This is a genomic window from Candidatus Lokiarchaeota archaeon (assembly GCA_014730275.1).
Taxonomy (GTDB): Archaea; Asgardarchaeota; Thorarchaeia; order Thorarchaeales; family Thorarchaeaceae; genus WJIL01.
The window spans coordinates 1-24,401 of record WJIL01000021.1; the positions used below are offsets into that span (position 1 = coordinate 1).

Here is a 24,401-nt window from a genome sequence, read left to right on the forward strand (position 1 = left end):
CCACCACCAAGCAAGAGCACTTTGCTTTCAACCTCAGCAGTTACACCTCTTGCAAGTGCTAGGCCGATATCCTTGGTATGAACGAATTCAATCCGCTGTTCAAGCGGTATCTCGAACATAATCGGATCGATATTCATACTAAGGCGAAGGGGCGTAACGACACCGAATCGCATGATTACCCACCGAAGGCCACTAGCCTTCACCATTTTTTCGGATTCAATTTTGTGTGATGTGTATGCATCAGTTGCAACTTGGGGATCATTAGCCTTTCTTGGAGCGCCTTCACCGGTACAATGACCGTACGTGGCAATTGAGCTTGCGTACACAAATTTCGGTTCGAGTTCAGATTCTAGCGCAGCATCAATGAGATGTTTGGTTCCACCAACATTGACTTCCCTTGCAAGCTGCAAATTTCTGTCTGTTTGAGGGGGAATGATTGCCGCAAGATGGATGATAGCCTCTATACCGTTCAAAGCCTCTGATACATCCGAGTAGCTTCGAATGTCACCCCAGAAGATATCGAAATCCAATTCTTCACCCAATTTCTCGTTTATCTTGTGGTTCTTCTTGTTTGGAAGGTCAAAGCAACGGACATCATGGCCATGATTGCAAAGAGCTTCCAAGGTGCTTTCGCCCACGTTACCAAAGGCCCCTGTCAACAGTACTTTCATAGCGCTCAAAAATTGGTCAAGATACTAGATTAACCTTTGTAGTAGCGACCAATCGCACAGAGAATGGAACCAGAAACAGCCTTTGCGCAATGCTAATATCAAAAGATTCTGCAAATAAGAGAAAAACATGCTTGGTGTTATACAATGACAACAAATTGCCATGAAATGCATAAAGGACAAGTTTACGTTTGTAAAGAGTGTGGGCTTGAACTCGAAGTAGTTGCGGAGTGCGAATCTTGTGGTACTGATCCCGACACATGCGAATGTGATGAACCCTGTACATTCCGCTGTTGCGGAGAAGAACTCACCCTAAAAGAATAGGCTCTTTCATTCCTATTCTTTCCTTTCTTTTTCCTCGTACTTCTGCTACCACAATATTGCTCAATTCTGCTTTTGTTTCGTTACCAAAATTTAATAAGAAATCTTAACGATATTAAAGTATGATTGATAAGGAACCATACGGACATGGAGCACTCAAATGGGTATCAACTACGTGGCTTGAAGACCACATGGATGAAGTGAAGATTGTTGACGTACAGCCAGATGTGCATGATTATTTCAAAGCGCACATTCCTGGAGCTGTATACCTAGCGGGCAAAACTTTCAGGGCTCCCTTGAACGGATTGCCTGCACAATACGTAACCCCACAACATATTGAAGGGTTACTCGGACGAATCGGACTTACCAAAGACACACCAGTTGTCGTCTATACTGGCGTGGGCAAACACAAAGGATGGGGCGATGGACTGGATCAACCCATGATGGCCTATACACTCCTAAGGCACGGAGCCAAGGAGGTTTATCTCCTCGATGGTGGCATCGACAAGTGGATCGAGGAAGGCCGCGAAATCAGCCAGGAGTTCCCAGACATTACTCCTGAAGTCTTTGATGCAGAAGTGGACGAAGATGTGTTCATGACACTTGAAGAGGTCGAAGAGAAAAAAGACATGGATGATGTTATTCTCCTCGATGCCCGACCGCCCAAATTCTATACGGGTGAGGAATCTCCTTGGATCAGAGATGGACATATCCCAGGAGCAGTCAACCTCCCATGGGCAATTCTAATGACAGACGATAACAAAATGGAACTCAAAGCGATAGAAGAAATCGAGAGTCTTGCAGAAGAGGTTGGTGCAACCAAAGACAAGCTCATCATCTGCAGTTGTGGAACAGGCAGGGAAGCAACAGCAGAATACACAATCTTCAAACACCTGCTAGGATATCCCAAGGTAAAGCTTTTCGAGGGTAGCTTCACGGAGTGGAGCACTGACCCTGACAGAGAAGTCGTAACCGGTAAGGACCCATACTAATCAAAACACACCCATTTGGCAATACAGAGGTGCGCCCAACAGTTCAAGGGCGCACATTCTATTTCTTTTTTTGTTACTTCTGAGTAACACTTGATTTCATAGACTAAGATAGTGATACGAAAAACCAATAGTGTCCCTGAATGGGAACTCATATACAATTGCGGGACTGAGTATGAGCTCTGAAATCAACCAGGGTATCGGTACATTGTCTGAGACAACCCTCCACGCAAAGCTGAAGGAGTTATACGCTGGAATTGATGGTGAGATGGAAGTCCCAGTAGATGGATTCATAGCAGATGTTGTGAAAGATGAATGCATAATCGAGATACAAACAGGAAATTTCTCCAAGATTCGGGACAAGCTCCGGAGTTTGATAAGAAGTCACAAAGTAATGCTTGTGTATCCTGTCGCAGCGGAGAAGTGGATCATAAAAGAAGACTCTGGAGAGAGACTACAGAAACGGAAATCACCCAAACACGGAGGGGTTGAGGAGCTGTTCTACGAGCTTGTCAGCATGCCTCGCCTGATCAACAGCAGTAATTTCTCCATCGAGGTTGCCCTGACAGAAGAGGAAGATATACGCGTAAGAAGCGAAGATGCAAGCTGGAGAAGAAGAGGATGGAAGACGGTTGATCGTAAACTTCTGAAGGTTATTGACAAAGCACTCTTCAGGCAATCTACTGATTTTCTTGCATTCCTGCCGCCATCACTTGATACACCATTCACTAACAAGGAACTTGCAGCAGCTACTGGGTATGCTAAAAGGTTAGCCCAGAAAATTACCTATTGTTTGAGAAAAATGGGTGTTCTTCGAGTGCCCAGAAAGAGAGGCAGAGCATATCTTCATGAGATTCCCGCCGCCTATTCAAGCAACAGATAGAGAAGCATCATGCAGACCATATAGACACCCTTTTTAGGGTAGAGAATATTAACTATAGTGAAAAGACAATGAGTGACGAGCTGAAGCCTTCCGAAACCATTGATTGTGTGGGGCTTTATTGCCCTCAGCCACTGTTTCAAACTCGAAAAGCCATTGATAATCTCAAATCCGGCGAAATACTCGAAGTTCTGGCTGATGATCCTGGTGCCGAAAGCGACCTGAAAAGTTTCGCCAGACGAACAGGACACAGAATCGTTCTAACGGAAAGATTAAGCGAGGGAATATTACGTTTTCTAATAGAAAAAGAATAAAAATTCGTGGAGTGTGTCCGAAAAAATGAAACATGCTTATCTTGATTATCAATCGGCAAAACCGGTTGACCCCAGAGTAGTTGATGCGATGCTTCCTTATTTCACTGAGAAATTTGGTAATCCATCAGCCCTCCACGAAGTTGGTGATCAGGCAACAGAAGCCCTAGAAAGCAGTAGAAGACAGATTCTAGAGTTCATCAACGGAGAAGATGGGGATATTGTTTTCACTTCAGGAGCAACAGAATCCATCAATCTAGGAATCATTGGGTATGTTCGCCGAAACCGCAGAAAAGGCAGACACATTGTAATATCGGAAATCGAACACATTTCGATCAGAAATATCGCCAAGTACCTGGAAAGCAAAGGATTCAGTGTCTCCAGAGTGCCTGTTGATCAATATGGCATGGTTCAACTGGAGAAACTTGAACGCAGATTGACAGATGAAACCATTCTCGTTTCAGTCGGTTACGCCAACAACGAGATAGGTACCATCCAACCGATAAAAGAAATCGGTGAAATGACGAAGGAGCGAGATATCGGCTTGCATACAGATGCGGTTGCTGCAGAAGGTCTTGTTGACCTCGATGTTGAGCGAGATAACATAGATCTCATGACATTATCATCAAACGATATCTATGGACCAAGAGGCGCAGGCGTGCTCTACTACGGACCACGATCAAGGCCTAATCCCGTGATGTTAGGAGGAGGACAAGAGGGTGGACTTCGTTCAGGTACTGAGAATATGCCAGCAATCGTTGGAATGAGTGAAGCTACAAGAATCATGGAGACGGAAATGGATTCCGAGGTAAAGAAACTACAAAGCTATCGTGATAAGCTCATTGACGGAGTGCTTGACAACATTCCCGATTCACATCTAAATGGCCATCCCACCAAACGGTTAGCAAACAACGCACATTTCAGATTTGATGGGGTGGAGGGGGAAGCAATACTGCTTTCATTCAAAGACAAAGGAATCTCAGTATCAACCGGATCAGCATGTACTTCCAAAACACTTCAGCCCTCTCACACACTGATTGCCACAGGGCTTCTGCATGAAGAAGCACATGGTTCATTACAGTTTACAGTAGGAAGATTCACTGAAGATGATGATGTGAAACGGGCTCTTGAAGCTACGCCCGAGATAATCAGAAGGCTAAGAGAAATGTCGCCAATATATGAGAACAAAGAAGGTGCATACTAGATGAAATCCACGCAGTATTCGGAAAAGGTGCTTGACCACTTTCAGAACCCTAGAAATGTCGGAACGCTAGAAGGAGAAAACGTCGCAGTAGGAAGAGTAGGCAATCCTACCTGCGGAGACTTAATGGAAATGTTCGTTAGAATAAAACATAACCTCATTGAAGATATCAAATTTCGTACCTTCGGTTGTGGGTCTGCTATAGCCACCAGCAGCATGATCACAGAGATGGTGAAAGGGAAGACTATCGAAGAAGCTAAAAGAATCACCAGACAGGATGTTGCAGACGAACTTGATGGTCTACCAGCTATCAAAATGCATTGTTCCAATTTGGCATCCAGAGCCCTCCACGAGGCCATACGCCAGTATGAGAAAGGAGAAGGCGAAGAAGTAGAATCAAAGGTAGAACCCTGTCAGAAGGAGCAGATAGCCGGGTTGGAGGAATTCATTGGAAAGGGACTTTATCGAGAGGTAGAGAATGTGGAGAACTTGAAAGACAAGAGAATCCTCCTTGTTCATAGAGATGATTCATCCATAGAAATGGCAATCAAGCTTACCGGATACTCTGATCGTGTTGTGCTCATGACATGTGCAGATACCTTTCAGACAACGGAGGACTTGGAGGAAGCTCTGGAAGAGTCATCAGTCAAACTACTGAGAGAATCTCAGCTCTTGGGTGTATCTGGTGAATTTGAAGTTGAAAAAGCCAAGATTCGTGATTTGGACGATGACGATGAATATGAGCTCTTCACTGATGCAGTTATTATTGGCAAATAGACAAGTCTAGTTCGAAATCATCACCAGAATGGCAGTTGTCTGGCTGTCACGAAAAGCAAGATGATTCCAAGGATAACAAAAATCCCAATCACATATCTTGCTGGGCCAAGAGCCTCCACCTTTTCTTGCATTCTTTGCATGCCGCGCCATCGAGGTGATGATTCATACAGGGATTTTTGATAGTTCTCGTACTTGCCTTCTTTCCTGCATTTCATTTTTGGGTTCTCATAGCGAAAAGCTTGGTTCGTTTTATATGACAGGAGAGGTTGAACAAAATCACGACTTCTAATCGCTCAAGAAATACAGATAATTCCAAACCGGATTTTGTTATACACCATACTTCTCCGCAATTGCAGGATCATAAGCGGCTCTTCTCCCAAGGCACTTCTCCCGCCCACAAATTTGACATGTATAGAATGGTTCTTCACTCCTGAAGTAGAAACCCGATATTGATTTTCGTGGGTACATTACCAGATTCTCTTCCAACTCCACGCCAATTTTCTCACGAACATCTCCCAGTAATCGGAATAGCTCCCGTTGTCTTTCCAGCTTGAAATCGTCGACGGAGCCAGGGCTGTACCATGATAGATGAGCCCCCCCTGAAAGCATTTCTAGATGATGCTTCAGCTGGTCAGAAGCTTGCAGCAAAACGTAATCCCCAAGGTATTCATAGCAATACTGTTTGAGAGCATCCTCTGTTCGTCTTGCCTGCTTCTCAACAGCGTCACCAATCGTCATCACAAAAGGAAATATGGTATCAGACTTGGTGAGTTCGGATGCAAGAACATTGCTCTGGAAATGTATACCCGATATTACGATAAACCCATCTCCAATCTCTTCAATCCGACAGCGTTCCCAGACAGCCCTCGGTTCTGCAAGTTCCTGAACTTGTTCGAGTATGGATGGAAAATCCGCTTCTTCTGCTTGGCCTTCACTCAATCTCAGCTTGTTCCTAGAAATCTCCGGGTTAATATTAGCATTCATTTTAAAGATTGCCATGAATTTTTTCCCAAGAAATAAATATCTGAACATAAAAAAACACTTACTAAATTAGGAGTCATTCGAATATATGAAATTACGGCAGAAGATGCTTGCATCAGCTGTCGTGATTCTCTGTCTAACTATCAATCCCTTCTTAGTAAGCTTGAAGGCGGGTGCGATAATGACAGAAACCACCAAAGCACGCCCTACTTCTGTTAGGAATTGGGGGAAAAAAGGTGTTGAAAAAAGAGTCACGATACTATATGATGCAAATGACCATACAGCAGAAAGGACCGCACAAGAGCTGATTCAAAAGCTATCACGGTCCGACTTAGAGATTAACGAACAACCTATACGAACACCAAGGGACCTAGAACAACATCTGGCTGGTTCGTGGATGAATATCTATGTCATGCACGGAACCAAAGAGGGTATCACTCTTGATCATGATGAATTGTCATGGGATGAGTTAGCTATCCTTCTGGAAAACTCAGAGGTGTCTCATCACCTTTTTGATACTTGTTACTCAAATATCTTAGAGCAAAAAGTGGAGGACAAGGAAGTCTTTGGACTCACAGGCCAGGTGGACGCAAAGGTTGCACTACTTGGCATTCTATGCAAAGTATACGAGACCTTGGACGGGTCTTCAGATTCAGAACAACAGACTCTCGCAGATTCCATGTTGGATGTAACTGCGAAGTACTTACTGCTTAACTTAGATGTAATATTGCAGCGCTCTTTTTATCCTCAAGAACCGATGGACGGTTTTCAAGTCGATTTGAAGGGGAACGAGACCAATTCAAGAGGTCCATGGGGGTGGATCATCTTTGCTTTCAAAACCCTCCTCATGGCCAGCAAACTGTACAGCGGTGACTGGTATGATGCTGATCCCAACAAGCTCGAGTTTGATAAAGACGCAATCAACACTGGTACCACTGACAAGGGTGATATGTCACTCAATGACCTCAGCAAGGGAAACGACAAAACAGGCGAGTTCCCATTTGACCTCCCATTCACAGTAGATGTGGATCCCAGAGTGGGCTCTGGCCCGTGGTATATGCCAGACTACGTGGATCTCACGATATCTGTGAAACCCAAGGATGGCAAGCTGGACTTGGCCGAAGTTTTAGGGCTAAAGAAAATGGTCCAGGCTGCAGGATATGACGTATCAATCACATTAGACCCGAGCTTGGAAGCCACTATACGGATTGGGAACTTCATCGATCAGATGGAGAATCTGAATCCTGCCATTGATGGCAACCCGTTTCAGTTCATGGGTGGAAAATTCTCAATAGACTTCGGGCTTAAGCTAGGTATACCAGTAGCCGTGGTCCTCGATTATATCATCCCAAGCGTGGGCTCAACAATTGCTAAGGTTCTCGACATACTCAACATAAAGGTGAACTTCGTAAACTATCTCAACCTCGTCCTCGGCATGAACTACAACACAACCACTGAAGCATCGAACATGAATGTTCTACTGGGTGCCGGAATCGGGATGGACATATCAATCAGTTTGCCTTCACCAAAGGAGTACATAAAACAAGCAACCGGCGTCAGTTTGCCACTTGATTTCATTGAGCTGGGTGCGGATCTAAGTGTGATCACAGGCCTAGCTGCTGAAGGAAACTTCGGAACCGACGGAATCTTCTTCAAAGTTGGACTGCTATACAAGATTTTCTTCAAGTTTTATGCTTCCCTCCTGTGGATATTCAAGTTCAGCATCAGTAAGAGGTGGGAGGACAAAATCCTCTACAAACTTCCCATAACTTTTGGCGGAAGCAACCCACCTCCGGAAAAAAATACGAACCTAGACCTAGACGACGATGGGCTCTGGGATAACATGGAAGATAGACTAGGCTTAGACAAAACAGTCCCAGACACCGATGAAGACGGCATCAGTGATGGCAACGAGGTCATCCATACATTCACTGACCCACTGAAAAAGGACTCAGACGGCGATGGGCTAGGTGATGGATACGAGATGGCCCGTTTCTACTGGGCTGGCCTCGACCCACTTGCAGACTACGATAACGACAACAAGTCCTGTCTGCTCGACCCAGACTCTGATAATGATGGGCTAGATGATAGATGGGAGTTGCTGGGGAACGGCAGTACCTACTGGGACGAAGTTATCAAGACCGATCCCTCGCTCAAAGATACGGACGCCGATGGTTTTAGCGACTATGAGGAATGGCAATTCGCTGGTCCTAATAGAGAACAACCGCACCCCCATCCACTAAAATGGGACTCTGACAACGATACGCTCAACGACAAGTTCGAATATGATTGGTATCGCGATCATTTCGAGTTCAATAATACAGCCTCGATTCTCTACATCTTGACCACTGACATAGATGAAGACCTCTTGATAGACGGCGAAGAATACAACTATGGAACCGACCCAACAGACATCGACACAGACGGAGACTATGACCAAAACAATGACAACATCATCAGTTCCTCGGAGAAAGAGGAAGCAATCAACAACGGTACGTACGGAAACTTCACTGACTGGGGCGAAATCCAAGGGAATTACTGGAGTCAGTGGCCGTGGAATATCAGCAGCTGTAAACCACCGAACCCAACACCAACAAATCCGCTGAAAGCAGATACTGATGGCGATGGTTTGTCGGACGTTATCGAGTATACTGAAGGAAGCAAACCATTCAAACTCGACCATGATTCAGATGGGCTCTACAACGTTCCTGATGCTATCGATTTCCACGCAAACTGCTCTGACCCGGATACTGACGACGACTATCTCCTGGACGGTGACGAGGTCAACTACTTCAACCTGACACGAGGTATATCTAACGAGACCATCCAAAACGAGCAGTACCTCAATAATTCAGACATCGATGATGACCTCATTCTGGATGGCCTTGAGCTCAGGGTTGGAACCGACCCGCTTGATAATGATACAGATGGCGATGGTCTTGAAGACGGTATGGAGCTTCTTCACGGTACGAATCCGCTGGTAATGGACTCGGACGAAGACAATCTGCTAGACGGAGAAGAGGTCCATGAGCATCAGACGAATCCGCTCAAGAAAGATACTGACAACGATGGGCTCAGTGACGAATTCGAGGTGCAGGAACAGAGTCTATACATTGTTGGTGACGTGGACAACAAGTTCTACTACTTCACGGATCCAAATGATCCAGATAGTGACGATGACGGTCTTACGGACGGCGAGGAATACTTTGGTTGGAACTGGGCCATCAACCGGACAGTGGCAACCAACTCCACCGTCATCAGCGAGCCAACCCAAGAAGAGGGCGACGATATCATTCTGAAACCGTTCTACGGAGCTCCAGACCCATATCGTGCTCGATTCCAAACTCATCCTGCCAACAACGATACCGACTATGACGGTCTGGTTGACGGGCTTGAGAAGAAGATGGTGCTATCGCCACTCACAGCTGATACCGACGCTGATCAGTGGCCGGACTTCGAAGAAATCGAGCATATGACCAACGGGTTCTCCAAGGATTGGAGAGATGTGCCCGACATATGGCACTATCTCGACTATGACAAAGACAAGCTCAGTGACCTCAATGAATTCACCAATGGTACAAGCGTTCTAACGAACGACACAGATGGCGACGGATTAAGCGATTATACCGAGATATGCGTACCAATATCAACCGGGACAGCATCCTTCGGCACTGAAACGCTCTACGAGAATGTCACTGTCAGCACGAACACAACAGACCCAGCAAACAACCTGTACACCGATGCTCTTGTGGCTGATACGGACGGCGATGGTTTGACAGACCACTATGAGATCAATAATGGAAGCAACCCATTGGTAGCAGATTCGGACGCTGACGGTTTGACCGACTATGAGGAGCTGGAGGTCTACAAAGCACAGCAAGGAACCTATGACAACGAGACCATGACCCTTGATCCCAATTCCAATGATACAGATGCTGACGGGATATCTGACTTAGCCGAGGTTGATTTCTTTGAGGAGAGGAAGACTGAAACTAGCAATCCCGCGCTCGGCCCGCTGGGCGACTTCGACAGTGATGGAGTCAAGAACATCTTCGACTATGATTCAGACGATGATGGCATTTATGACGGCTTCGAGTACCTCCACTACAATTCCACCTCTTGGCCATGGCATCCGATTGGTACTGACCCGTTTGATTCAGACCAGGATTCCGATGGCGTGGTTGACGGTATGCAGACCGATTTCGATGGAGATGGGCTGAAGGACAAGGTTGAGCTTGTTCTGCAGATTCCAGGCTATACGTATACCACACTTGGTGACGAGAACACGACAGTCAGAGGATATAGTCACTTGGTCAACCATACGCTCTGTGCCTCCAATGACACGGATGGCGACGGATTCGATGATGGGCACGAGATAAGCCTCGGCTCGGATCCGCTGGATGATGCATATCCGTCATTCAACAGGAAGAATCTGCCAGGATTTGGGTACACCTTCGATGTGGTATCTGCATCCGAAGTTCGAGACATGGCATTCTCTGAGCAGGATGGCCAAATTGACTTCACGGTCGAAGGCATTAATGGAACAGATGGGTTCTGCAACGTAACAATACCCAGAGATCTATTGTATGCCGAGCCTGGTGAGTGGGACGTGCTTATCGATGGTGAAGACACGGATTACGTGGCCGAAACCAACGAAACCGCAACTATTCTCCACTTCACCTACGAGCATAGTGAGCACCATGTTGTCATACGGGGAACTGAAGTTCTAGGAGAACCAGTGACAACTACCACAACCACTAGCACAACCACTCCAACAACATCTCCGTCAGGCTTTGATCCAATGATGTTGGGTCTAGCTGGTGTTGTAGTTGCGGGTGTTGTAGTCGTAATCATCCTGTTCTGGGTGAAAAAGAGAAACTAAATCACAGATAGAACACACAAGCCGGCTTAGAAGGCCGGCTCTTTCTTTTTTTTGTAGCCAAATACCACAAAGTTACCGTTCTCTTTTGAGATCCATACTGCTACGCGAAACTGATAAATTCTCAGAGACCATTTTATTGTGAATCTAGGTAATGAATCAATGAAGATGGGATTCTTACACATAGTAATGTATACATAATAATGTATATAACGCCATAGAACAAGTATGTACAAGAAATGATTCAGTCGCAGAATGGCAATAATGAGTCTCGTATTGGACTTCCTGAAGCAATGGATAGAGTACTAAATACCTTGAGTGAGGGTGTATCATACTCCATTTCGAAACTATCAAGGAAGACAGGACTTGATAGGAGAACCGTTGACAAGGTAATCGACATTCTTCTCGATGTACAGAAGACTCTGAAAAAGAAGACCCTGACAAAGAAGAAAGCAGGACGAAGTTATGCCATTAAGCTGCGAAATGGAATCGAGCACGCTAAAGAGCGGTTTTCGGGTTTACGGAGAAAATCGGAGGAGGAATAACCTGATGTCGATTCGAAACGGAATCGTGATGACTGCCTGTATGGTGTTTCTTGGTGCGGCAACAACCCATATCCTCTACCGGTCACACGGGCTTGCTGTCGGCATACAGATAATGGCAACCTTAGCTATTGCCATTACAGGAGAACACTACGTATCTGGTCAAGGATACTATCAGTATACTCCCACCAACGGCATTTTCATAGGGCGGGTACCAGTATGGATTCCCTTCATGTGGCTAGTGATTATCCAATCAGCTTACCTCATCGCCTCATCATTTGGCATGTCAGGGATGACAGGCGCATTGTCTGCTGGCATTATTGGAATGCTTTGTGATATGATCTTCATTGAACCAGTGTTATGTAGAATGGGTGGATTGTGGGAATGGAAATCTGTTCCAAACGGTTACTTCAGCTTCGTTCCTGCTACACTAAACCGCTTGATTGCACCGTTCGGGAACTACTTCGTTTGGTTTCTGTTCCCGTTTCTGATGGGAAGCCTTCTTGAAGCAAGTCATCTCATAGCTTTCTGATTAGGTAGGTTGTCTACAAAAGGAAGCTAGAGAAACATTATCTGGAATGACTCTCAATTACCTGTTTGAGCCAATCTAATGCCTGGAGAAAATCGAGCCAAGATTCCTCATGAACTCCGCCTTCCGGCTCCAAAGTAAGAGGGTCGGCGTATTTCCATCTCTGGAGTACAAGTTGAATTACCTCTTCAAAGGAATAGGGTGCGTCAGGTAATGTCCATAGCGTTCCGCTCAAGTGGCCACGAATATGGATATTGACAATCTTTTCTTTGAGTCTCTCAAAGTTGCTCAGTTCGTCATACATTGCGGCCCATCTGGTGTCAAGGGTAATCCAGTCGAAGTTCTCAACTAGTGACGCGGGAGTACAAGACCCAAGATGTGTTGGCACATTCTCGACAGAAGCCAATATACCAGAAAATCGTGCAGATTCCTCAGCGAGAATAGATTCGATTTTCGTAGGATTGAAAGCCTCACTATAGGTATTCCATGCATGGAAAACGGTGACACTAGCCCCAACTCGCTTGGCAAGCTCAAGGGTATCTCGAATCATCTGTCGACCATGCTCAATTTCTCCTGCATCACCACAGAGGTAAATGCCAACATCCCTGTTAGCATGGACAGACCGTATGGGTACGCCAGAATCAAGAAGAGTCTCAGCTAATGAATCAACCCCGTAACCATAACTCTCCTGCCAAGGTTGGTGTCGAGATCCGGATGTATGTTCAGCCCGTGGTGGACGTGTTTCATCCCATTCAGCTAACCATTGAAACTCGAAGGTATCCACAGCTGCTTTGTTCCATAGCTTTTCCATAACACGTAGAGTCGCATCCAAATCGTAATAGTCGGCGCCCTCGAAAGCGGGCAATGGAGCTGAAGTTATCGACAGTCTGTTCAATGATCAAGCCTCGATAGTTGAAGATATGTTTTGAAGCCAGTATTTGCTTGAGTGTATAAGTACTAAGTCGTAACGCAATAATCACGAGTTTTGGAGCAAAGACTATTTCTTCTTTTCAACGTAATGGTGAGGAACCAAAGCATTAATTTCGATGAACTTGACCACATGTCGAATGGCGAAAAGCGGTTAGAGTGAGGTTCGATTAGTATGGCGTTGACGAATAGCACGTTACTGGTGCTCGGGCAACTGCTGAAAAAGGGTCCAATGCCCCCCAAGGAAATTTCAGAGAAAGCTGGTGTTGCCCCTCGTACTGTTTCAAATGCCCTCCGCGAGCTAATGGATAAAGAGCTATGTGGTAAGATGCCCAACTTGCAAGATATGCGAAGCCCACTGTATTACGCCAACAAAGACAGAATCAGAGAAAGGTATGGTAAGCCTGATGTTTGGTTATCCCAGTTGACATCTAGGCTCAAGGGTATGTAACTTAGACCCTCAACATAGTTGCCTACTCGATCCATCTGAAGTGAAAGGGGGATTATGTGTCGCCGAAACTAACGAAAGATGAAGTCGTTAAAATCGGGAAATTCATGACCTACCTTCTGCGTCATCATCCCGAAGCAGAGGATCTTGAAATAGATAGGGACGGGGGATGGGTCTCAGTTGATGCTCTTTTGGAGGTTCTCAATATCTCGCTTGAGGAACTTGAGGAAATTGTCAGACGAGATGACAAGGGCCGATTTTCATTTCAAAGGGATTCCCATAATCGAATCCGAGCCAACTACGGGCATAGCATAGAAGTGAACTTGGGTTTGGAAGAAATTGAGCCTCCTGATTTGCTCTATCATGGAACCGCAAAGAGAAAATTGAGTCAAATTCTTGAATCCGGTATCAAGAAAATGAACCGGCGATATGTTCATCTGTCAAAAGATGTTGTATCAGCCAAGAAGGTAGGACAAAGACATGGGGAGCCAGCAATTGTCGTTATTGAAGCAGAGAAAATGTATGAAGACGGGAAGAAATTCTTCCTTTCGGGTGATGAAACCTATCTGACGGAATATGTGCACCCACAATATTTCAAACAGATAGAGAAGTGACATTCATCTGGTGCAGGTACAAAGAGCATTACTCCACTGAAGAGCGTATCAGGTTTAGATACTTTTCAACGGGAAATACCCATGTATTTTTCTCCGCATCGAAGAGGTCAAAGACACTTTGATGTTCACCGCTCTTTCTCTCAATCAGCGCTTGATACTGGAGGAAATATGATGTGAGATACGGCCGCAAATCACGAAGTCGCTGCATGAAATGTTTCAGAATCTCACTTGAGATGGCCATTTTGAGACAGTGTTTATTCATTGACTCAGAAGAAACTCCGATGAGGAAAGGTAGCTCAGAAATTTTTGCCAAGACTGCTTGGGGTTGTTCTCTGATCTCGATATAGAGTGTAATATAGATTGGATCACCAACAGGAGTGTATGCTGGCTTGTATCCTTTGATGATTCCCTCATCCTCCATTCTTCGTATTCGTGCTGAGACAGACCCTTCGGAAATTCCAATCTCTCTTGCCAGCTTTCGCTGAGTGATTCTACTGTTTTGCAGCATCTTCTCAAGTATCATAACATCCTGATAATCAAACTGAGCTATTCCCGTAGCTTCAGTAAAATTGAGCTTCCGGCGAGTACTTTCCATATCAGTATTGCTCAACTCCCCAGGCCAACTATTCCAATTCCAGTTCAAGCTGTTGTCCGAGGATATGTTCTTGAAGTCGGTTTGTTTCAGTTCATAATCAACGATATCGAGAATATGAAAGTCCCGGATAAGGCCGGCATCTAACATCTCATCCAGTAGCATCTTATTCAGGTGCTGCATTGTGAGAGGGTACATTGCGTGGATTTGATATCCATTGTACTTGCCATATACTGCGGTCCACCAATAGAAGCTAGGGATTTGCTCAATGATACGGAGCAGGTTGTCTGTTTTGAGTGGGACTTCCTCGAGCTCTATGATATGTTCTCCTAGCCCGAGTTTCCGTTCGTGAGTCATAATGCGCGGAGAATGGAGCAGTTCCTTTTCATAGAGTTGTTTCAGCCTATATCTGATTGTTCTTGGCTTCGGTACATCATCATCAGACTCACGTCTCTCATACAGCGTTTCGAGGTAATTGTAGATTTCTCTCGCAGATGCCTTGGCTCCCAAGTCATCCAATGCGGCCATGATATCGAGATCTGTTTGGTCAATGTCAACCCTACTCATTTTACCATCCCTAGACGTCTGTTTCAGTCATCCGAATTGTTTTCCCACACATTGCAGGACCATCGACCGAATGAGTCTTGCAATCAATTTACGTACTTGGCAAATCTTATATAATCTTTGCCATTTATTCAACATGAGTGAATGTTTGGCAATAAATAGGCGATTAGGTTACCAATCGTTCGAAAACATTGGTGTCCTGAACGCTTATTGTGCCAGAAAACCAGGCAGTGAGAGAAATGGGTGTCAGCCTACCAAGAAGTGCCCTGATTGTACTGGACAACTTGGCAAGCCAAGGTCCTGCATGTCCGAAAGAGATTGCAGACAGACTCGACATAGCCCCGAGAACTGTTAGCTTCGCTCTGCGGAAGCTCCGGAAAAGGGAACTCTGTAAGAGGGTACCTAACTTCCACGATATGCGGAAACCGAAGTACCTCGCTAACAAGGAGAAGGTGGAAGAGCTTCAGGCGAAAATCGACAAATGGCGTGCCCAGCTGAATGTACAGCTCAAGGTACTCTAACGTAAGTGAACAGAATAACCGGGGATGAATCTCTCTTCAAGAATCACAATCTCTCCATCTCCATCCGTAACTCCATCAAGCATTGCAAGGAGAGAGACAATCCCCATCTGTCTTTTAGAAGAAGTACTGAACGACCAACACAAATCAACCATCATCAGCGAATTCCTGAATAATCTCGATACATTTCGCTGTCACTGATTGCCAGTCCTCATCTTCTTCATCGTAGAGATCATATGCACGATATTTTGGCACAAGTGAAGGAGCATGTTGAGTTTGGAAGAAGAAAGACCTGAGATGGGGACGCAGTTTGTCAAACGCTGTAAGGAAGTCCTTTGCCTCTTCCATCGGGAGGCCGAATCGTATGCAGAACTCGGTCGGGGATTGCATCATGAGATACAAGGGGAACGGCAATTCATAGAAGCAGCCCAGAATCGGATCGTATGGCCTTTGTAGCTGTATGAAACAAGAAACCAGAAGGTCATTACCGAATTCACCAATGACGCACTTGTAACCTTTAATGACACCCTCATTCTCCAACCGATCTATCCTTCTGTTGACTTGGGTTTCTGAGAGCGAAAGGTTCTGACCAAGCTCCTTGAGAGTCATATCCGCATTGCGTCGAAGAGACCGCAGCAATTTGAGGTCCTTGGCATCAAAATCAACACGCCGAGGGCTCTCTGTAATAGGGGGCTTGAATTCCTCGTCCTGAAGGAAATCATCGATTATCTCTGGCCATCGTGACCATTCCCAAGTCCACTTTTCCTCATGACAGTAATGAGTGAAATCAACTGGCTTAACATGGAAATCTGTTAAATCGAACAGATGGTAATCAGAAACTAGACCGTGGTTTTTCATCTGAGCCGCAATTTCTTCGTTTGCACCGGGCTGCGAAAGAGCGTAGACCGAATGCACAACATAGCCATTGTATTTTCCGTATGTTGGACTGAACCAGTAAAAGGGGGGCATTTTCTTTATCAGCCGATCAAGTTTCAGCGTACTAGGAGTTGTTTGGTTCAGTATCAGAATATGCTCACCCAGACCAAGCTTACGCTCATAGGTCATTGCGTAGGGAGAAAGCAGAATGTCGTTCTCCTTCATCTTGGATAGACGATACCGGATTGTCCGTGCAGGTATGTTGAGTAAGTCTTCGAGCTCTCCAGTAGACTTCTTTGCGCCGTGCTTTTCGAGCGCATTCAGAATGAGTATGTCTTTCTCATCGAGCTCATATTCAGCCATGTTTCCTCAGTCCTTTCTGATTAATAACCCGTACCAAACCGCACCTATGATGTAACAGGCACCAATAGTGGTTTTGTCTTCAGTTGTTCAAGGGACAGACATGGCAAAACCCTTAATAATGTATTTGCCAAAAGTAACATTGGTATGGGAAAAGCGGCAATACTTTGGTCCCTGTTTACCGTTTTTCTCATACTCACCAAGGAGAAAAGGCAAATGGCTGGCGGAAATACCGTTCCCAATTTCACAGCGAGCACAGTAGAGGTGCTCAAGCATCTCGCACGGGAAGGCCCGCTCTGCCCTAAAGACATCTCAGAAGAGACCGGGGTGTCACTACGAACTGTTTCTTTTGCCCTGCGTGAGCTTCGTCAAGAGAATCTCTGTCGCAGGATTCCAAATCTGCAAGATATGCGGAAACCCCTATACTTGGCTAACAAAGAGAATCTGCAGCAATTGCAGAGCAGGATTGACACCTGGAGAGCACTTATTCGATCTCGGATGAAAGAAGTCTAGGATTGACTCACGGGCGGAGACCTCGCTTCCAAAGAGCGTTTAATGTATACAGCATTATGTCATACAAATCTGTACTTGAACGCACCAGACTCAGATTAACCTGGAACCGGAGGCCAACTTCCCTGCATTTTGCGATTAGCAACAATTTGGCCAAGGTGATATGAGTTGTGCAGTTCAAGAATCATGAAAGCTCGAGCAGCAGGCATATCTCGCCATCTATGAAGAGGAGCATCAGCATCAACACTGTCGATTAGGCGCTCAGCTTCTTCTAGTCCGTGTTCAAATTTTTCCACAAGCTCATCCCAAGAATGTTCTTCCTGCTCTTCATACGAAGGCCAATCAGATTCTGCAGCTTCGTCCCAATTGACAGGTTTTCCTTTGATGGCGTCAAGTATCCGTTCTTGCCAGTATACAGCATGATAAAGCAGCTCCCACGACGAATACTGATCTGGATTAAGTTCCTGAGCGGCTTCTTTATGACTGAGACCACTCAATGCTTCAACAGGATCTACATGTGACAAATCCGCTTTCAGTCCATTAGTTAATATCTCTTTGATGATTCCTTCCATGATTCACTCCTCTAACAGCTTCTGTTTCTTGTATATTGTTAAGATTTGAATGGGTTTCAAGGTTTTCTTTTCCGAACCCAAGTTTCAGAGGATCATCTTGAGACCGGTAAGCGCATGGCGACTGAGAACTCGCCACATCAGAGACTTTCGTAAATCAGTATACGACCTCAAGCCCCCTATCAAGTCGGTCATGTGACTCCGCATGACATCGTCTCTTGAGGCCATCTGGATAACGTGCTCCATATTCTCTTCTGAATTGAACAGCAAATTCGCCAAGAAGTTCGCAGCATCCATCTCCTTCCCGATTCCTTCTCTCCATCGCCGCTGATACTCATGGGTACCATCGGCATTACCTTTCAGAGTTCGAGCCACGGCGTCAGCAGCAATATGACCAGTGTCTATCGCGTAATAGATACCCTCTCCAGTAGCAGGCGAGACGAACCCAGCAGCATCACCTACCAGCATGATTCTCTCTGAAATCGTATTATCAATTGGACCAGCAAGAGGAACTCGCCAAGCTGTTTCTTGACTCATGTCCAAGTCCACTGAATATGTCTCTTCGAATTCATGAATGAATTTCCCCCAAGCATCTTTGAGGTCCTTAGCAAAAGGCATCAGACAACCCATACCAAGCGACATTTCTCCCTTTTTAGGAAAGCACCAAGCATAACCATGCTCAAGGCCGCCAAAGTAAATCTGGATGCAGATTCTCCCTGATTCATAGGGAGCGAGCGTTATGCGTTCAATCTCGCTATCATCCATGGGGACTGCAGCCTCCATACAAAGGCCAATTGCTTCTTGGTCCCAGCGTTTCATGATACCCGAGGTCCGAGCCACCTTGCTGTTAACACCATCCGCCCCAACCATGAACTTGCCAGCAAAACGCTCACCATCACGCGTATACGCCTCAACCTGATTGCTGGACTCGATAACATCAACAACCTCCATGTTTTGTTGAACCTCAGCCCCGGCTTCTATTGCCTTATCCAGAAGGAGCTTATCGAAAGTTTCTCGTTTCACAGTGTACCCAGTTACTTCATCCTTGGTGCACACAACTTTCGTTCTCGAAGGAGAGAATAAATGCGAACCACTGCTCTCGCGGTCGATGGCAGAGGATATATCGAAATCAAGTAGGTCGGGCAACCCTGCTCTGAATCCGCCTCCACAAGCTTTCCTTCGCGGATGAGTCTCCTTCTCAAGAAGAAGAACATCCAATCCTTCTTGGGCTGCTCTTCGTGCACAAGATGCACCAGCGGGGCCGCCGCCAACAACTATCAAGTCACGGGTCAACGTCTCATATCTCCAACTTGATAGGTCAATGTAGAGCCGCGCTACTTATCTGTTTTCGATAGAATGCTAAGCGAATTACGTCAAAACATGAACATTCCAGTCTGTAGTTCGGATACTGAGTGATTTCTGAAGTGGTAGCATCAGTACGATCTGAAACCTTTAGGCAATTCACTCAGGTACTCCTTAAAGCCGTCGGGCCATTTTTCTGGATCAAGTCCGTTCTGTGCAAGGAACACAACAGCCCATCGCTCGAGTCCAATCCCACTGCACCCTGACCATAAATCGCCCTTCTGAGTCTTTATCGTAAATGCATCGGTGAATTTGTCACCTGCGATAGTCAGGTTCTGGAATTCAAGCCAGTTATCACTATCGGACTTTTCACCGCGATAGGGGAGGTATGCCTCAAAATCGATGGTTCCAAGAATGTGTTCTGTTTCATCTTCAACACCTTCTTGCCCGGATTGCTGCATGTACCACGGGGTTACCCAGGCCATTCGCCAGTTGATTTCAAGAATCTCATCAAATACATGATGGAACCGCTCCGTCAGCTCTTCCTTGAGCTCGTTAAGCTGCTCTGGACGTCCAATATACACGATTTCTATTCGATGGAACTCGTCACTTCGTTCGATGCCATGCCGCCCTCCAGATTCGTACCTAGCTGAAGCAACTGTGTTTTCGAATATCTTGAGCGGGAGGTCCTCTTCAGGAATCACAGCTTTCTCGAACGACCAGTAGATGTTTGGACACTGAGCATAGACAATCCCACCTTTTGGCTCTGAGACCAGTTTCTTCAGCTCATCTACGTCCACATCATTAGTGATGTAGACTTTGTCTTGGAATTCCTGCCAGAACTGCGGGTCTCGTGTGGCTGGTTCACTGAAGTAGTAGACTTCGTTTGGTACACCCATCATATGGCCTGTGCGTCGCCACACGTCAAAGGGAACGAAATTCGATTCTATCACCTCTTGGAATCCCATGGGCTCAAGAATCTCCTTCTTCGCAATCTCCTTCATTGCATTCAGGATAGCAGTGATTTCTGGACGATAGAACCATTTACCCTTTGTAGGGCCTCTCACAATCCAACCGCGATCCACCATCTCAGATGACGGGTCCTTGTCCCATTTCGGTTCGCGATGGGGCGACTCTTCCATAAGTTCCCAGAATTCTTCCTTACCCTCGTAGTATTGTCTTTCAACTCGTTCCTCAATGCGCTTCATCAGGCGTTCCACGGCACCTTCAATGATGAAGTCATTCTCAACATCTTCCAGAATGGCAGTACATATCTTGCCATCGAATTCAAGTTTCTTAACAAATGGCATTTTCAGTTCCGTAACGGGCTCGGTGGGCATCTCAAACCGAATCTCAAGGCGATTTACGATAGCATCCTTTACGCCCAGATGATACTCCCTGCCCATCTTCTTCCCAATGCATTTCTGAAGTCTATAGAAAAACCTGTGTGCTGGAGCTGCTGTGATACCTAACTGGACTTCTACTTCGTCGCCATCAACAGTACATTCCCGCTGCGCCCAGCTTTGATCTTCGGAAATAAACTCATCCGTACACTCAGTAAAAACCTCTGTGAACTCTTCGACCAGATCATTCGCTTTCTTGCTCAAACGCAGAGTTCCCGTTAATTTGTACTGATTGTCCATCATCTGCCCATCCAGCTAAGTAGTTGTTCAATTTCAGAACCAAAGCCCAATCAATAAAACGCTTATTGTATACTCGCGACAAGAACTGGCATGTGGAAAATCCACTGTTCTGTCAGAATCTCTGTTGAGCTCTATTGTTGGTGTATGTTATGTTGCTACTTTACAAGTCCAATAATGAAAAGTAGGGCACCAAATCCAGTCAAACCAAGCATTACTTCAGTAAATGTATAACCAGCCAAATCCATGGAGTATATGCCTTGGTCAAAGTATGGAAGTACCGTGGCCAAACTCACGTACGATTCTATGAAAACAGCCTATATCGGAAGAAGGCCTACTATGATAAGCAGCAAACCTAAAATTGCAAGTCCTTTATTCATATTTGAAAACCTCTCAGAATAAAGGGAATATACACGCCCTCCTATATATTCTATGGGGCAAATAACCAGGAAAATTTATAGTCTCCAGCGGAATCAGTTCATGTCTCCCAATGGCCTGGAGAGGAGAGATGAATTGAGAAAGCAGCATCTAACATTCATAGTTCTACTTGTTACACTTGCAGCTCTTGTTGCGACCCCAGTGCAATCATACCTCATAGTGTCTGAAGTGAATCCATCCGGTCCCCATGTGGATATGATAACTTACGAGATAATCCCAGACGAAGAGGACGCAATTGCAGCTCTGGCTGATGATGAAATCGACTTGATTGGAGAGGTTCTTGACAGCACGTATCTTGAAGAGCTGGAAGAAATGGAGAATGTAGAAACTGCTATATCACCTGATAATGGATACATCTATGCGATTATCAATTGCCAGAGATACCCTTTGAGCCTTACTGCGTTTAGAAGAGCGTTATCTTTTGCGTTGGACAAGAATGCCATTTGCGAGGATATTGTGGAGGGGATTGCCACCCCATTGGATAGCTGCGTACCAAAAGTGAATCCATTTTCTGTGGAGGATGAGTTAACCTACCACTACTATGACGCGCAGGTGCAAAAAGCCAAAGATATTCTATCGGCCGCAGGGTTTGCTGATTACGACGAAGACGGGACTCTCGAAGCACCGGATCAATCTGATTTCGATGTTGAGATTGAACCGCCTGAAACTTCATCCACAACTATGGCGATTGCAGATTTAATGGTTGATGCCTTGGCAGAACTTGATATACAAGCTGAATCACAACCAGGTAGCGCGTACGACTATCTTTCCAGAATGTATGATGGGGATTTCGATATCGTATTTTTGGCCGGGCATAAACCTGACTTTGATGTCGATTGGTTAGGCTATGATTACTGGGGAGATTTTGCTGATGAGCCGTACTTTAACTTCCCAAGATTCGCAAATGCAAGCTACGATTCTTGGAGAGACCAATTGCTTACTGCCACCGAATACGAAGATGTATATGAAGCATCAAAAGAGATGCAGAAAATCTGGGTATATCAATCACCTGCGATTATCTGTTACGAGACATACCGTCTATCAGCATACAGAACAGACAGATTCCTAGGTTTCAAGAACGACGCGCTTGAAGGTATTCCCGGATTCTGGACAAGCTATGAGGGCTACCTGAAAGAATCTGAGGGGGGCCCTTCCGGAGGCACTCTGCGATGGAGCATACCCGGTGATGTTGCTAGTTTCAATTATCTGGAAACCCAATACAAGAGTTCAGTTGACATTCTGAATATGCTTCATGACAGTCTTTTCAAGCGCGACTGGAATGGTGAGGACATAATGTGGCTTGCTACAGATTGTGATGCCCTGACTCACGAAGACGATGCTTCTATTCCCGAGGGGTACATGCAGTTCAGGTTTGATATAATACAGAATGCAACATGGACTGACGGAGAACCGCTGGATGCAGAAGATATTGCATTCTCGCTCAACTACTTCCATGACTCACCGAATCATCCGAATAGGGCCTACCTAACGGAGATGGAATCAGCAACAGCACCCAGTTCTTCCAACTTGATTGTGGAATTCAGCACCGAGTCGTATTGGAATCTCCATAATATCGTTTACATGCCAATCATTCCGGAGCAAGTATTCGAGCCGCTTGGCCTTAGTGGATGGGCTAACTGGAATCCATATCCGCCAGATAAAGAGATGATTACCTCGGGCCCGTTCAATGTCTCTCGATACAGTTCGGAAGAGTTCTGTGAACTGAGCAAGAACCCAAATTACTTCTACGAGAGTGAACAACCAGTGACAACGACTACTCCTACTGCAAATGGAGAACCTCTCCCTCCCGATACCTTCACGATGCTCATAGCTGTTGGGGCTGTTGCTGCCGCTGCTGTTGTCATCGGAGTGATAGTGAAAACCAAACGGGGTTGACAGTCCAAGGATTTGTTCCTAGAAGAACGGGATAAAAAGTTTCAGAGCAAATCTAGACCGACAGGGAAACACCTGATTCTCTGCCTCCCGTTCTTTCATTTGGAGACTAATACGTAGGAGTCACGTGGACTATTGAGAAACAACCCTTCATCATGGCTTGCATGATTCGAGTCCGGACAGTATCGACATCAGGGAAACCGCCAAGGATAGTATCGCAAATCCGGATTATTGGAAGCATAGAACATTCAGATGGAGGCAGCTTCTCCGGAGAGCATTCATTAACATCGACCTTCTCCACAATGCTATCCGCAAGTCCAAGATCTGCAACCACCTCCAAAAGGACGTGCCACGCACCATCACATAGAAGACAGTCATCACTTGCATAGAACATGATGCATGAAGGCCTCTCACAGGACAATTGTGCGGTCGATTTGACCTCCACTGCTTCCCAGATACCGAGCGTCATTGTTTTCTAGGACTATTTTGTTTTCCGGCATAATATAGGTTGTAATGATGTATTCAGCCGTAGAAATGCTTGTAGCGGTACTCTGGGCTTATTCCTTGGTACCTTGCTTCAACTTAATCTCATCTTATGGAACGAGGGGGATATTTCGTCTCAAAACTGCCCATAACACCGCCCTTTCGTCTTAACAACCGGTCAATACGTAGCTATACCTTGGTTTCTTGTGAAACAGCAAGTCTCTGTGAGAGATGATTCATTTTGGAATATCAAGGTCGAGAAGCTTCCTGCAAGTGTTGATACGTTCCTCTAGAAGCTCTGCTCTGTGAAGGTTTGTCACCTGAAGCTTTCCTTTGTCCGTATATGTTCGCGCTGATTTTCCTCTATACTCTCCGAATAGATAGCCGACTTTTCCTATCTTGATCACTCCGTAGAGTAGGGCAAGGTCTAGCAGCATGTCTACAATTCGGTGAGGTGGAGCTGGTAGCTTCTTGGGAATGTCTTTCGGCAAATCGAGAATGATGCATTCGACATCGGTTTTGTTCCGACACCGGTCATACATGTCTCGGTCCGAAGTAACAAGAACAACCGTGCCTTTCTTGTCCTGAG

At 45.6% G+C, this 24,401-nt stretch carries 23 protein-coding genes; 13 read left to right on the top strand and 10 right to left on the bottom strand.

Features of this window, described 5'->3' with window-relative positions:
• On the bottom strand, positions 1-671 hold a 671-nt coding region (locus GF309_03645), incomplete at its 3' end, for an NAD-dependent epimerase/dehydratase family protein (protein MBD3157862.1).
• A gap of 440 nt (positions 672-1,111) precedes the next feature.
• Between GF309_03645 and GF309_03650 the strand changes: the two genes are divergently transcribed.
• The 5 genes from GF309_03650 (at position 1,112) to GF309_03670 (ending at position 5,147) form a co-directional block, all read left to right on the top strand.
• Positions 1,112-1,981, top strand: a complete 870-nt coding sequence (locus GF309_03650) for a sulfurtransferase (GenBank protein MBD3157863.1) — start codon at positions 1,112-1,114, stop codon at positions 1,979-1,981.
• Between the two features lie 265 nt (positions 1,982-2,246).
• A complete protein-coding gene (locus GF309_03655) occupies positions 2,247-2,861 on the top strand; it encodes a hypothetical protein (protein MBD3157864.1) in 615 nt (204 codons plus the stop codon).
• A gap of 68 nt (positions 2,862-2,929) precedes the next feature.
• Positions 2,930-3,172 (top strand): hypothetical protein, encoded by a 243-nt coding sequence (locus GF309_03660; GenBank protein MBD3157865.1) that lies wholly within the window; start codon positions 2,930-2,932, stop codon positions 3,170-3,172.
• Positions 3,173-3,197: 25 nt separating this feature from the next.
• Positions 3,198-4,373, top strand: coding sequence for an aminotransferase class V-fold PLP-dependent enzyme (locus GF309_03665; GenBank protein MBD3157866.1), 1,176 nt, complete (start codon positions 3,198-3,200; stop codon positions 4,371-4,373).
• Complete coding sequence (locus tag GF309_03670; protein ID MBD3157867.1) at positions 4,374-5,147, top strand: iron-sulfur cluster assembly scaffold protein; 774 nt, start codon at positions 4,374-4,376, stop codon at positions 5,145-5,147.
• Between the two features lie 20 nt (positions 5,148-5,167).
• Here the strand turns inward: GF309_03670 and GF309_03675 are convergent, their stop codons facing one another.
• Positions 5,168-5,362, bottom strand: coding sequence for a hypothetical protein (locus GF309_03675; protein ID MBD3157868.1), 195 nt, complete (start codon positions 5,360-5,362; stop codon positions 5,168-5,170).
• A 112-nt stretch (positions 5,363-5,474) separates the two neighbouring features.
• Positions 5,475-6,179, bottom strand: coding sequence for a hypothetical protein (locus tag GF309_03680; GenBank protein ID MBD3157869.1), 705 nt, complete (start codon positions 6,177-6,179; stop codon positions 5,475-5,477).
• Positions 6,180-6,216: 37 nt separating this feature from the next.
• On the opposite strand from GF309_03680, the gene GF309_03685 reads away from it, so the two are divergent.
• The 3 genes from GF309_03685 (at position 6,217) to GF309_03695 (ending at position 12,081) form a co-directional block, all read left to right on the top strand.
• A complete protein-coding gene (locus GF309_03685) occupies positions 6,217-11,010 on the top strand; it encodes a hypothetical protein (GenBank protein MBD3157870.1) in 4,794 nt (1,597 codons plus the stop codon).
• 236 nt (positions 11,011-11,246) lie between these two features.
• On the top strand, positions 11,247-11,552 hold the full coding sequence (locus GF309_03690; GenBank protein MBD3157871.1) for a hypothetical protein: 306 nt from the start codon (positions 11,247-11,249) through the stop codon (positions 11,550-11,552).
• The gene (locus GF309_03695) at positions 11,473-12,081 is read left to right on the top strand and encodes a carotenoid biosynthesis protein (GenBank protein MBD3157872.1); all 609 of its coding nucleotides are present in this window, start codon (positions 11,473-11,475) and stop codon (positions 12,079-12,081) included. The genes GF309_03690 and GF309_03695 overlap by 80 nt, the downstream gene beginning before the upstream one ends.
• Positions 12,082-12,118: 37 nt before the next feature.
• On the opposite strand, the gene GF309_03700 is transcribed toward GF309_03695, so the two are convergent.
• Complete coding sequence (locus GF309_03700) at positions 12,119-12,973, bottom strand: hypothetical protein (GenBank protein MBD3157873.1); 855 nt, start codon at positions 12,971-12,973, stop codon at positions 12,119-12,121.
• Between the two features lie 207 nt (positions 12,974-13,180).
• Here GF309_03700 and GF309_03705 point away from each other — a divergent pair, with 207 nt between their 5' ends.
• Both GF309_03705 and GF309_03710 read left to right on the top strand, forming a co-directional pair.
• A complete protein-coding gene (locus GF309_03705) occupies positions 13,181-13,456 on the top strand; it encodes a MarR family transcriptional regulator (protein ID MBD3157874.1) in 276 nt (91 codons plus the stop codon).
• Between the two features lie 104 nt (positions 13,457-13,560).
• The gene (locus GF309_03710) at positions 13,561-14,067 is read left to right on the top strand and encodes an RNA--NAD 2'-phosphotransferase (GenBank protein MBD3157875.1); all 507 of its coding nucleotides are present in this window, start codon (positions 13,561-13,563) and stop codon (positions 14,065-14,067) included.
• Between the two features lie 28 nt (positions 14,068-14,095).
• On the opposite strand, the gene GF309_03715 is transcribed toward GF309_03710, so the two are convergent.
• Positions 14,096-15,226 carry a winged helix-turn-helix transcriptional regulator gene (locus GF309_03715; protein MBD3157876.1) on the bottom strand — a complete coding sequence of 377 codons (1,131 nt, stop codon included), beginning with the start codon at positions 15,224-15,226 and terminating at the stop codon, positions 14,096-14,098.
• Between the two features lie 209 nt (positions 15,227-15,435).
• On the opposite strand from GF309_03715, the gene GF309_03720 reads away from it, so the two are divergent.
• A complete protein-coding gene (locus GF309_03720; GenBank protein ID MBD3157877.1) occupies positions 15,436-15,744 on the top strand; it encodes a MarR family transcriptional regulator in 309 nt (102 codons plus the stop codon).
• A 144-nt stretch (positions 15,745-15,888) separates the two neighbouring features.
• On the opposite strand, the gene GF309_03725 is transcribed toward GF309_03720, so the two are convergent.
• Positions 15,889-16,980, bottom strand: coding sequence for a winged helix-turn-helix transcriptional regulator (locus GF309_03725; GenBank protein MBD3157878.1), 1,092 nt, complete (start codon positions 16,978-16,980; stop codon positions 15,889-15,891).
• A gap of 144 nt (positions 16,981-17,124) precedes the next feature.
• On the opposite strand from GF309_03725, the gene GF309_03730 reads away from it, so the two are divergent.
• Positions 17,125-17,490, top strand: coding sequence for a winged helix-turn-helix transcriptional regulator (locus GF309_03730; GenBank protein MBD3157879.1), 366 nt, complete (start codon positions 17,125-17,127; stop codon positions 17,488-17,490).
• A gap of 95 nt (positions 17,491-17,585) precedes the next feature.
• Here the strand turns inward: GF309_03730 and GF309_03735 are convergent, their stop codons facing one another.
• The 3 genes from GF309_03735 to GF309_03745 form a co-directional block, all read right to left on the bottom strand.
• Positions 17,586-18,059 (bottom strand): DUF664 domain-containing protein, encoded by a 474-nt coding sequence (locus tag GF309_03735; GenBank protein MBD3157880.1) that lies wholly within the window; start codon positions 18,057-18,059, stop codon positions 17,586-17,588.
• Positions 18,060-18,143: 84 nt separating this feature from the next.
• Positions 18,144-19,379: a geranylgeranyl reductase family protein gene (locus GF309_03740; GenBank protein MBD3157881.1), complete on the bottom strand. Its 1,236-nt coding sequence runs from the start codon at positions 19,377-19,379 to the stop codon at positions 18,144-18,146.
• A gap of 110 nt (positions 19,380-19,489) precedes the next feature.
• Positions 19,490-21,004 carry a serine--tRNA ligase gene (locus GF309_03745; GenBank protein MBD3157882.1) on the bottom strand — a complete coding sequence of 505 codons (1,515 nt, stop codon included), beginning with the start codon at positions 21,002-21,004 and terminating at the stop codon, positions 19,490-19,492.
• A 426-nt stretch (positions 21,005-21,430) separates the two neighbouring features.
• Here GF309_03745 and GF309_03750 point away from each other — a divergent pair, with 426 nt between their 5' ends.
• A complete protein-coding gene (locus tag GF309_03750; protein ID MBD3157883.1) occupies positions 21,431-23,332 on the top strand; it encodes a hypothetical protein in 1,902 nt (633 codons plus the stop codon).
• 106 nt (positions 23,333-23,438) lie between these two features.
• Here GF309_03750 and GF309_03755 read toward each other — a convergent pair whose 3' ends face one another.
• Positions 23,439-23,798 carry a hypothetical protein gene (locus GF309_03755; GenBank protein MBD3157884.1) on the bottom strand — a complete coding sequence of 120 codons (360 nt, stop codon included), beginning with the start codon at positions 23,796-23,798 and terminating at the stop codon, positions 23,439-23,441.
• Positions 23,799-24,401 lie beyond the last annotated feature (603 nt).

Coding starts and splice junctions, on each gene's coding strand:
- GF309_03725 (MBD3157878.1), bottom strand. CDS start 16,980: ATGGCTGAATATGAGCTCGATGAGAAAGACATACTCATTCTGAATGCG.
- GF309_03660 (MBD3157865.1), top strand. CDS start 2,930: ATGAGTGACGAGCTGAAGCCTTCCGAAACCATTGATTGTGTGGGGCTT.
- GF309_03755 (MBD3157884.1), bottom strand. CDS start 23,798: ATGACGCTCGGTATCTGGGAAGCAGTGGAGGTCAAATCGACCGCACAA.
- GF309_03655 (MBD3157864.1), top strand. CDS start 2,247: ATGGAAGTCCCAGTAGATGGATTCATAGCAGATGTTGTGAAAGATGAA.
- GF309_03710 (MBD3157875.1), top strand. CDS start 13,561: ATGACCTACCTTCTGCGTCATCATCCCGAAGCAGAGGATCTTGAAATA.
- GF309_03730 (MBD3157879.1), top strand. CDS start 17,125: ATGGGAAAAGCGGCAATACTTTGGTCCCTGTTTACCGTTTTTCTCATA.
- GF309_03745 (MBD3157882.1), bottom strand. CDS start 21,004: ATGATGGACAATCAGTACAAATTAACGGGAACTCTGCGTTTGAGCAAG.
- GF309_03680 (MBD3157869.1), bottom strand. CDS start 6,179: ATGTTCAGATATTTATTTCTTGGGAAAAAATTCATGGCAATCTTTAAA.
- GF309_03695 (MBD3157872.1), top strand. CDS start 11,473: ATGCCATTAAGCTGCGAAATGGAATCGAGCACGCTAAAGAGCGGTTTT.
- GF309_03735 (MBD3157880.1), bottom strand. CDS start 18,059: ATGGAAGGAATCATCAAAGAGATATTAACTAATGGACTGAAAGCGGAT.
- GF309_03715 (MBD3157876.1), bottom strand. CDS start 15,226: ATGAGTAGGGTTGACATTGACCAAACAGATCTCGATATCATGGCCGCA.
- GF309_03705 (MBD3157874.1), top strand. CDS start 13,181: ATGGCGTTGACGAATAGCACGTTACTGGTGCTCGGGCAACTGCTGAAA.
- GF309_03665 (MBD3157866.1), top strand. CDS start 3,198: ATGAAACATGCTTATCTTGATTATCAATCGGCAAAACCGGTTGACCCC.
- GF309_03650 (MBD3157863.1), top strand. CDS start 1,112: ATGATTGATAAGGAACCATACGGACATGGAGCACTCAAATGGGTATCA.
- GF309_03675 (MBD3157868.1), bottom strand. CDS start 5,362: ATGAAATGCAGGAAAGAAGGCAAGTACGAGAACTATCAAAAATCCCTG.
- GF309_03670 (MBD3157867.1), top strand. CDS start 4,374: ATGAAATCCACGCAGTATTCGGAAAAGGTGCTTGACCACTTTCAGAAC.
- GF309_03685 (MBD3157870.1), top strand. CDS start 6,217: ATGAAATTACGGCAGAAGATGCTTGCATCAGCTGTCGTGATTCTCTGT.
- GF309_03690 (MBD3157871.1), top strand. CDS start 11,247: ATGATTCAGTCGCAGAATGGCAATAATGAGTCTCGTATTGGACTTCCT.
- GF309_03750 (MBD3157883.1), top strand. CDS start 21,431: ATGGGGCAAATAACCAGGAAAATTTATAGTCTCCAGCGGAATCAGTTC.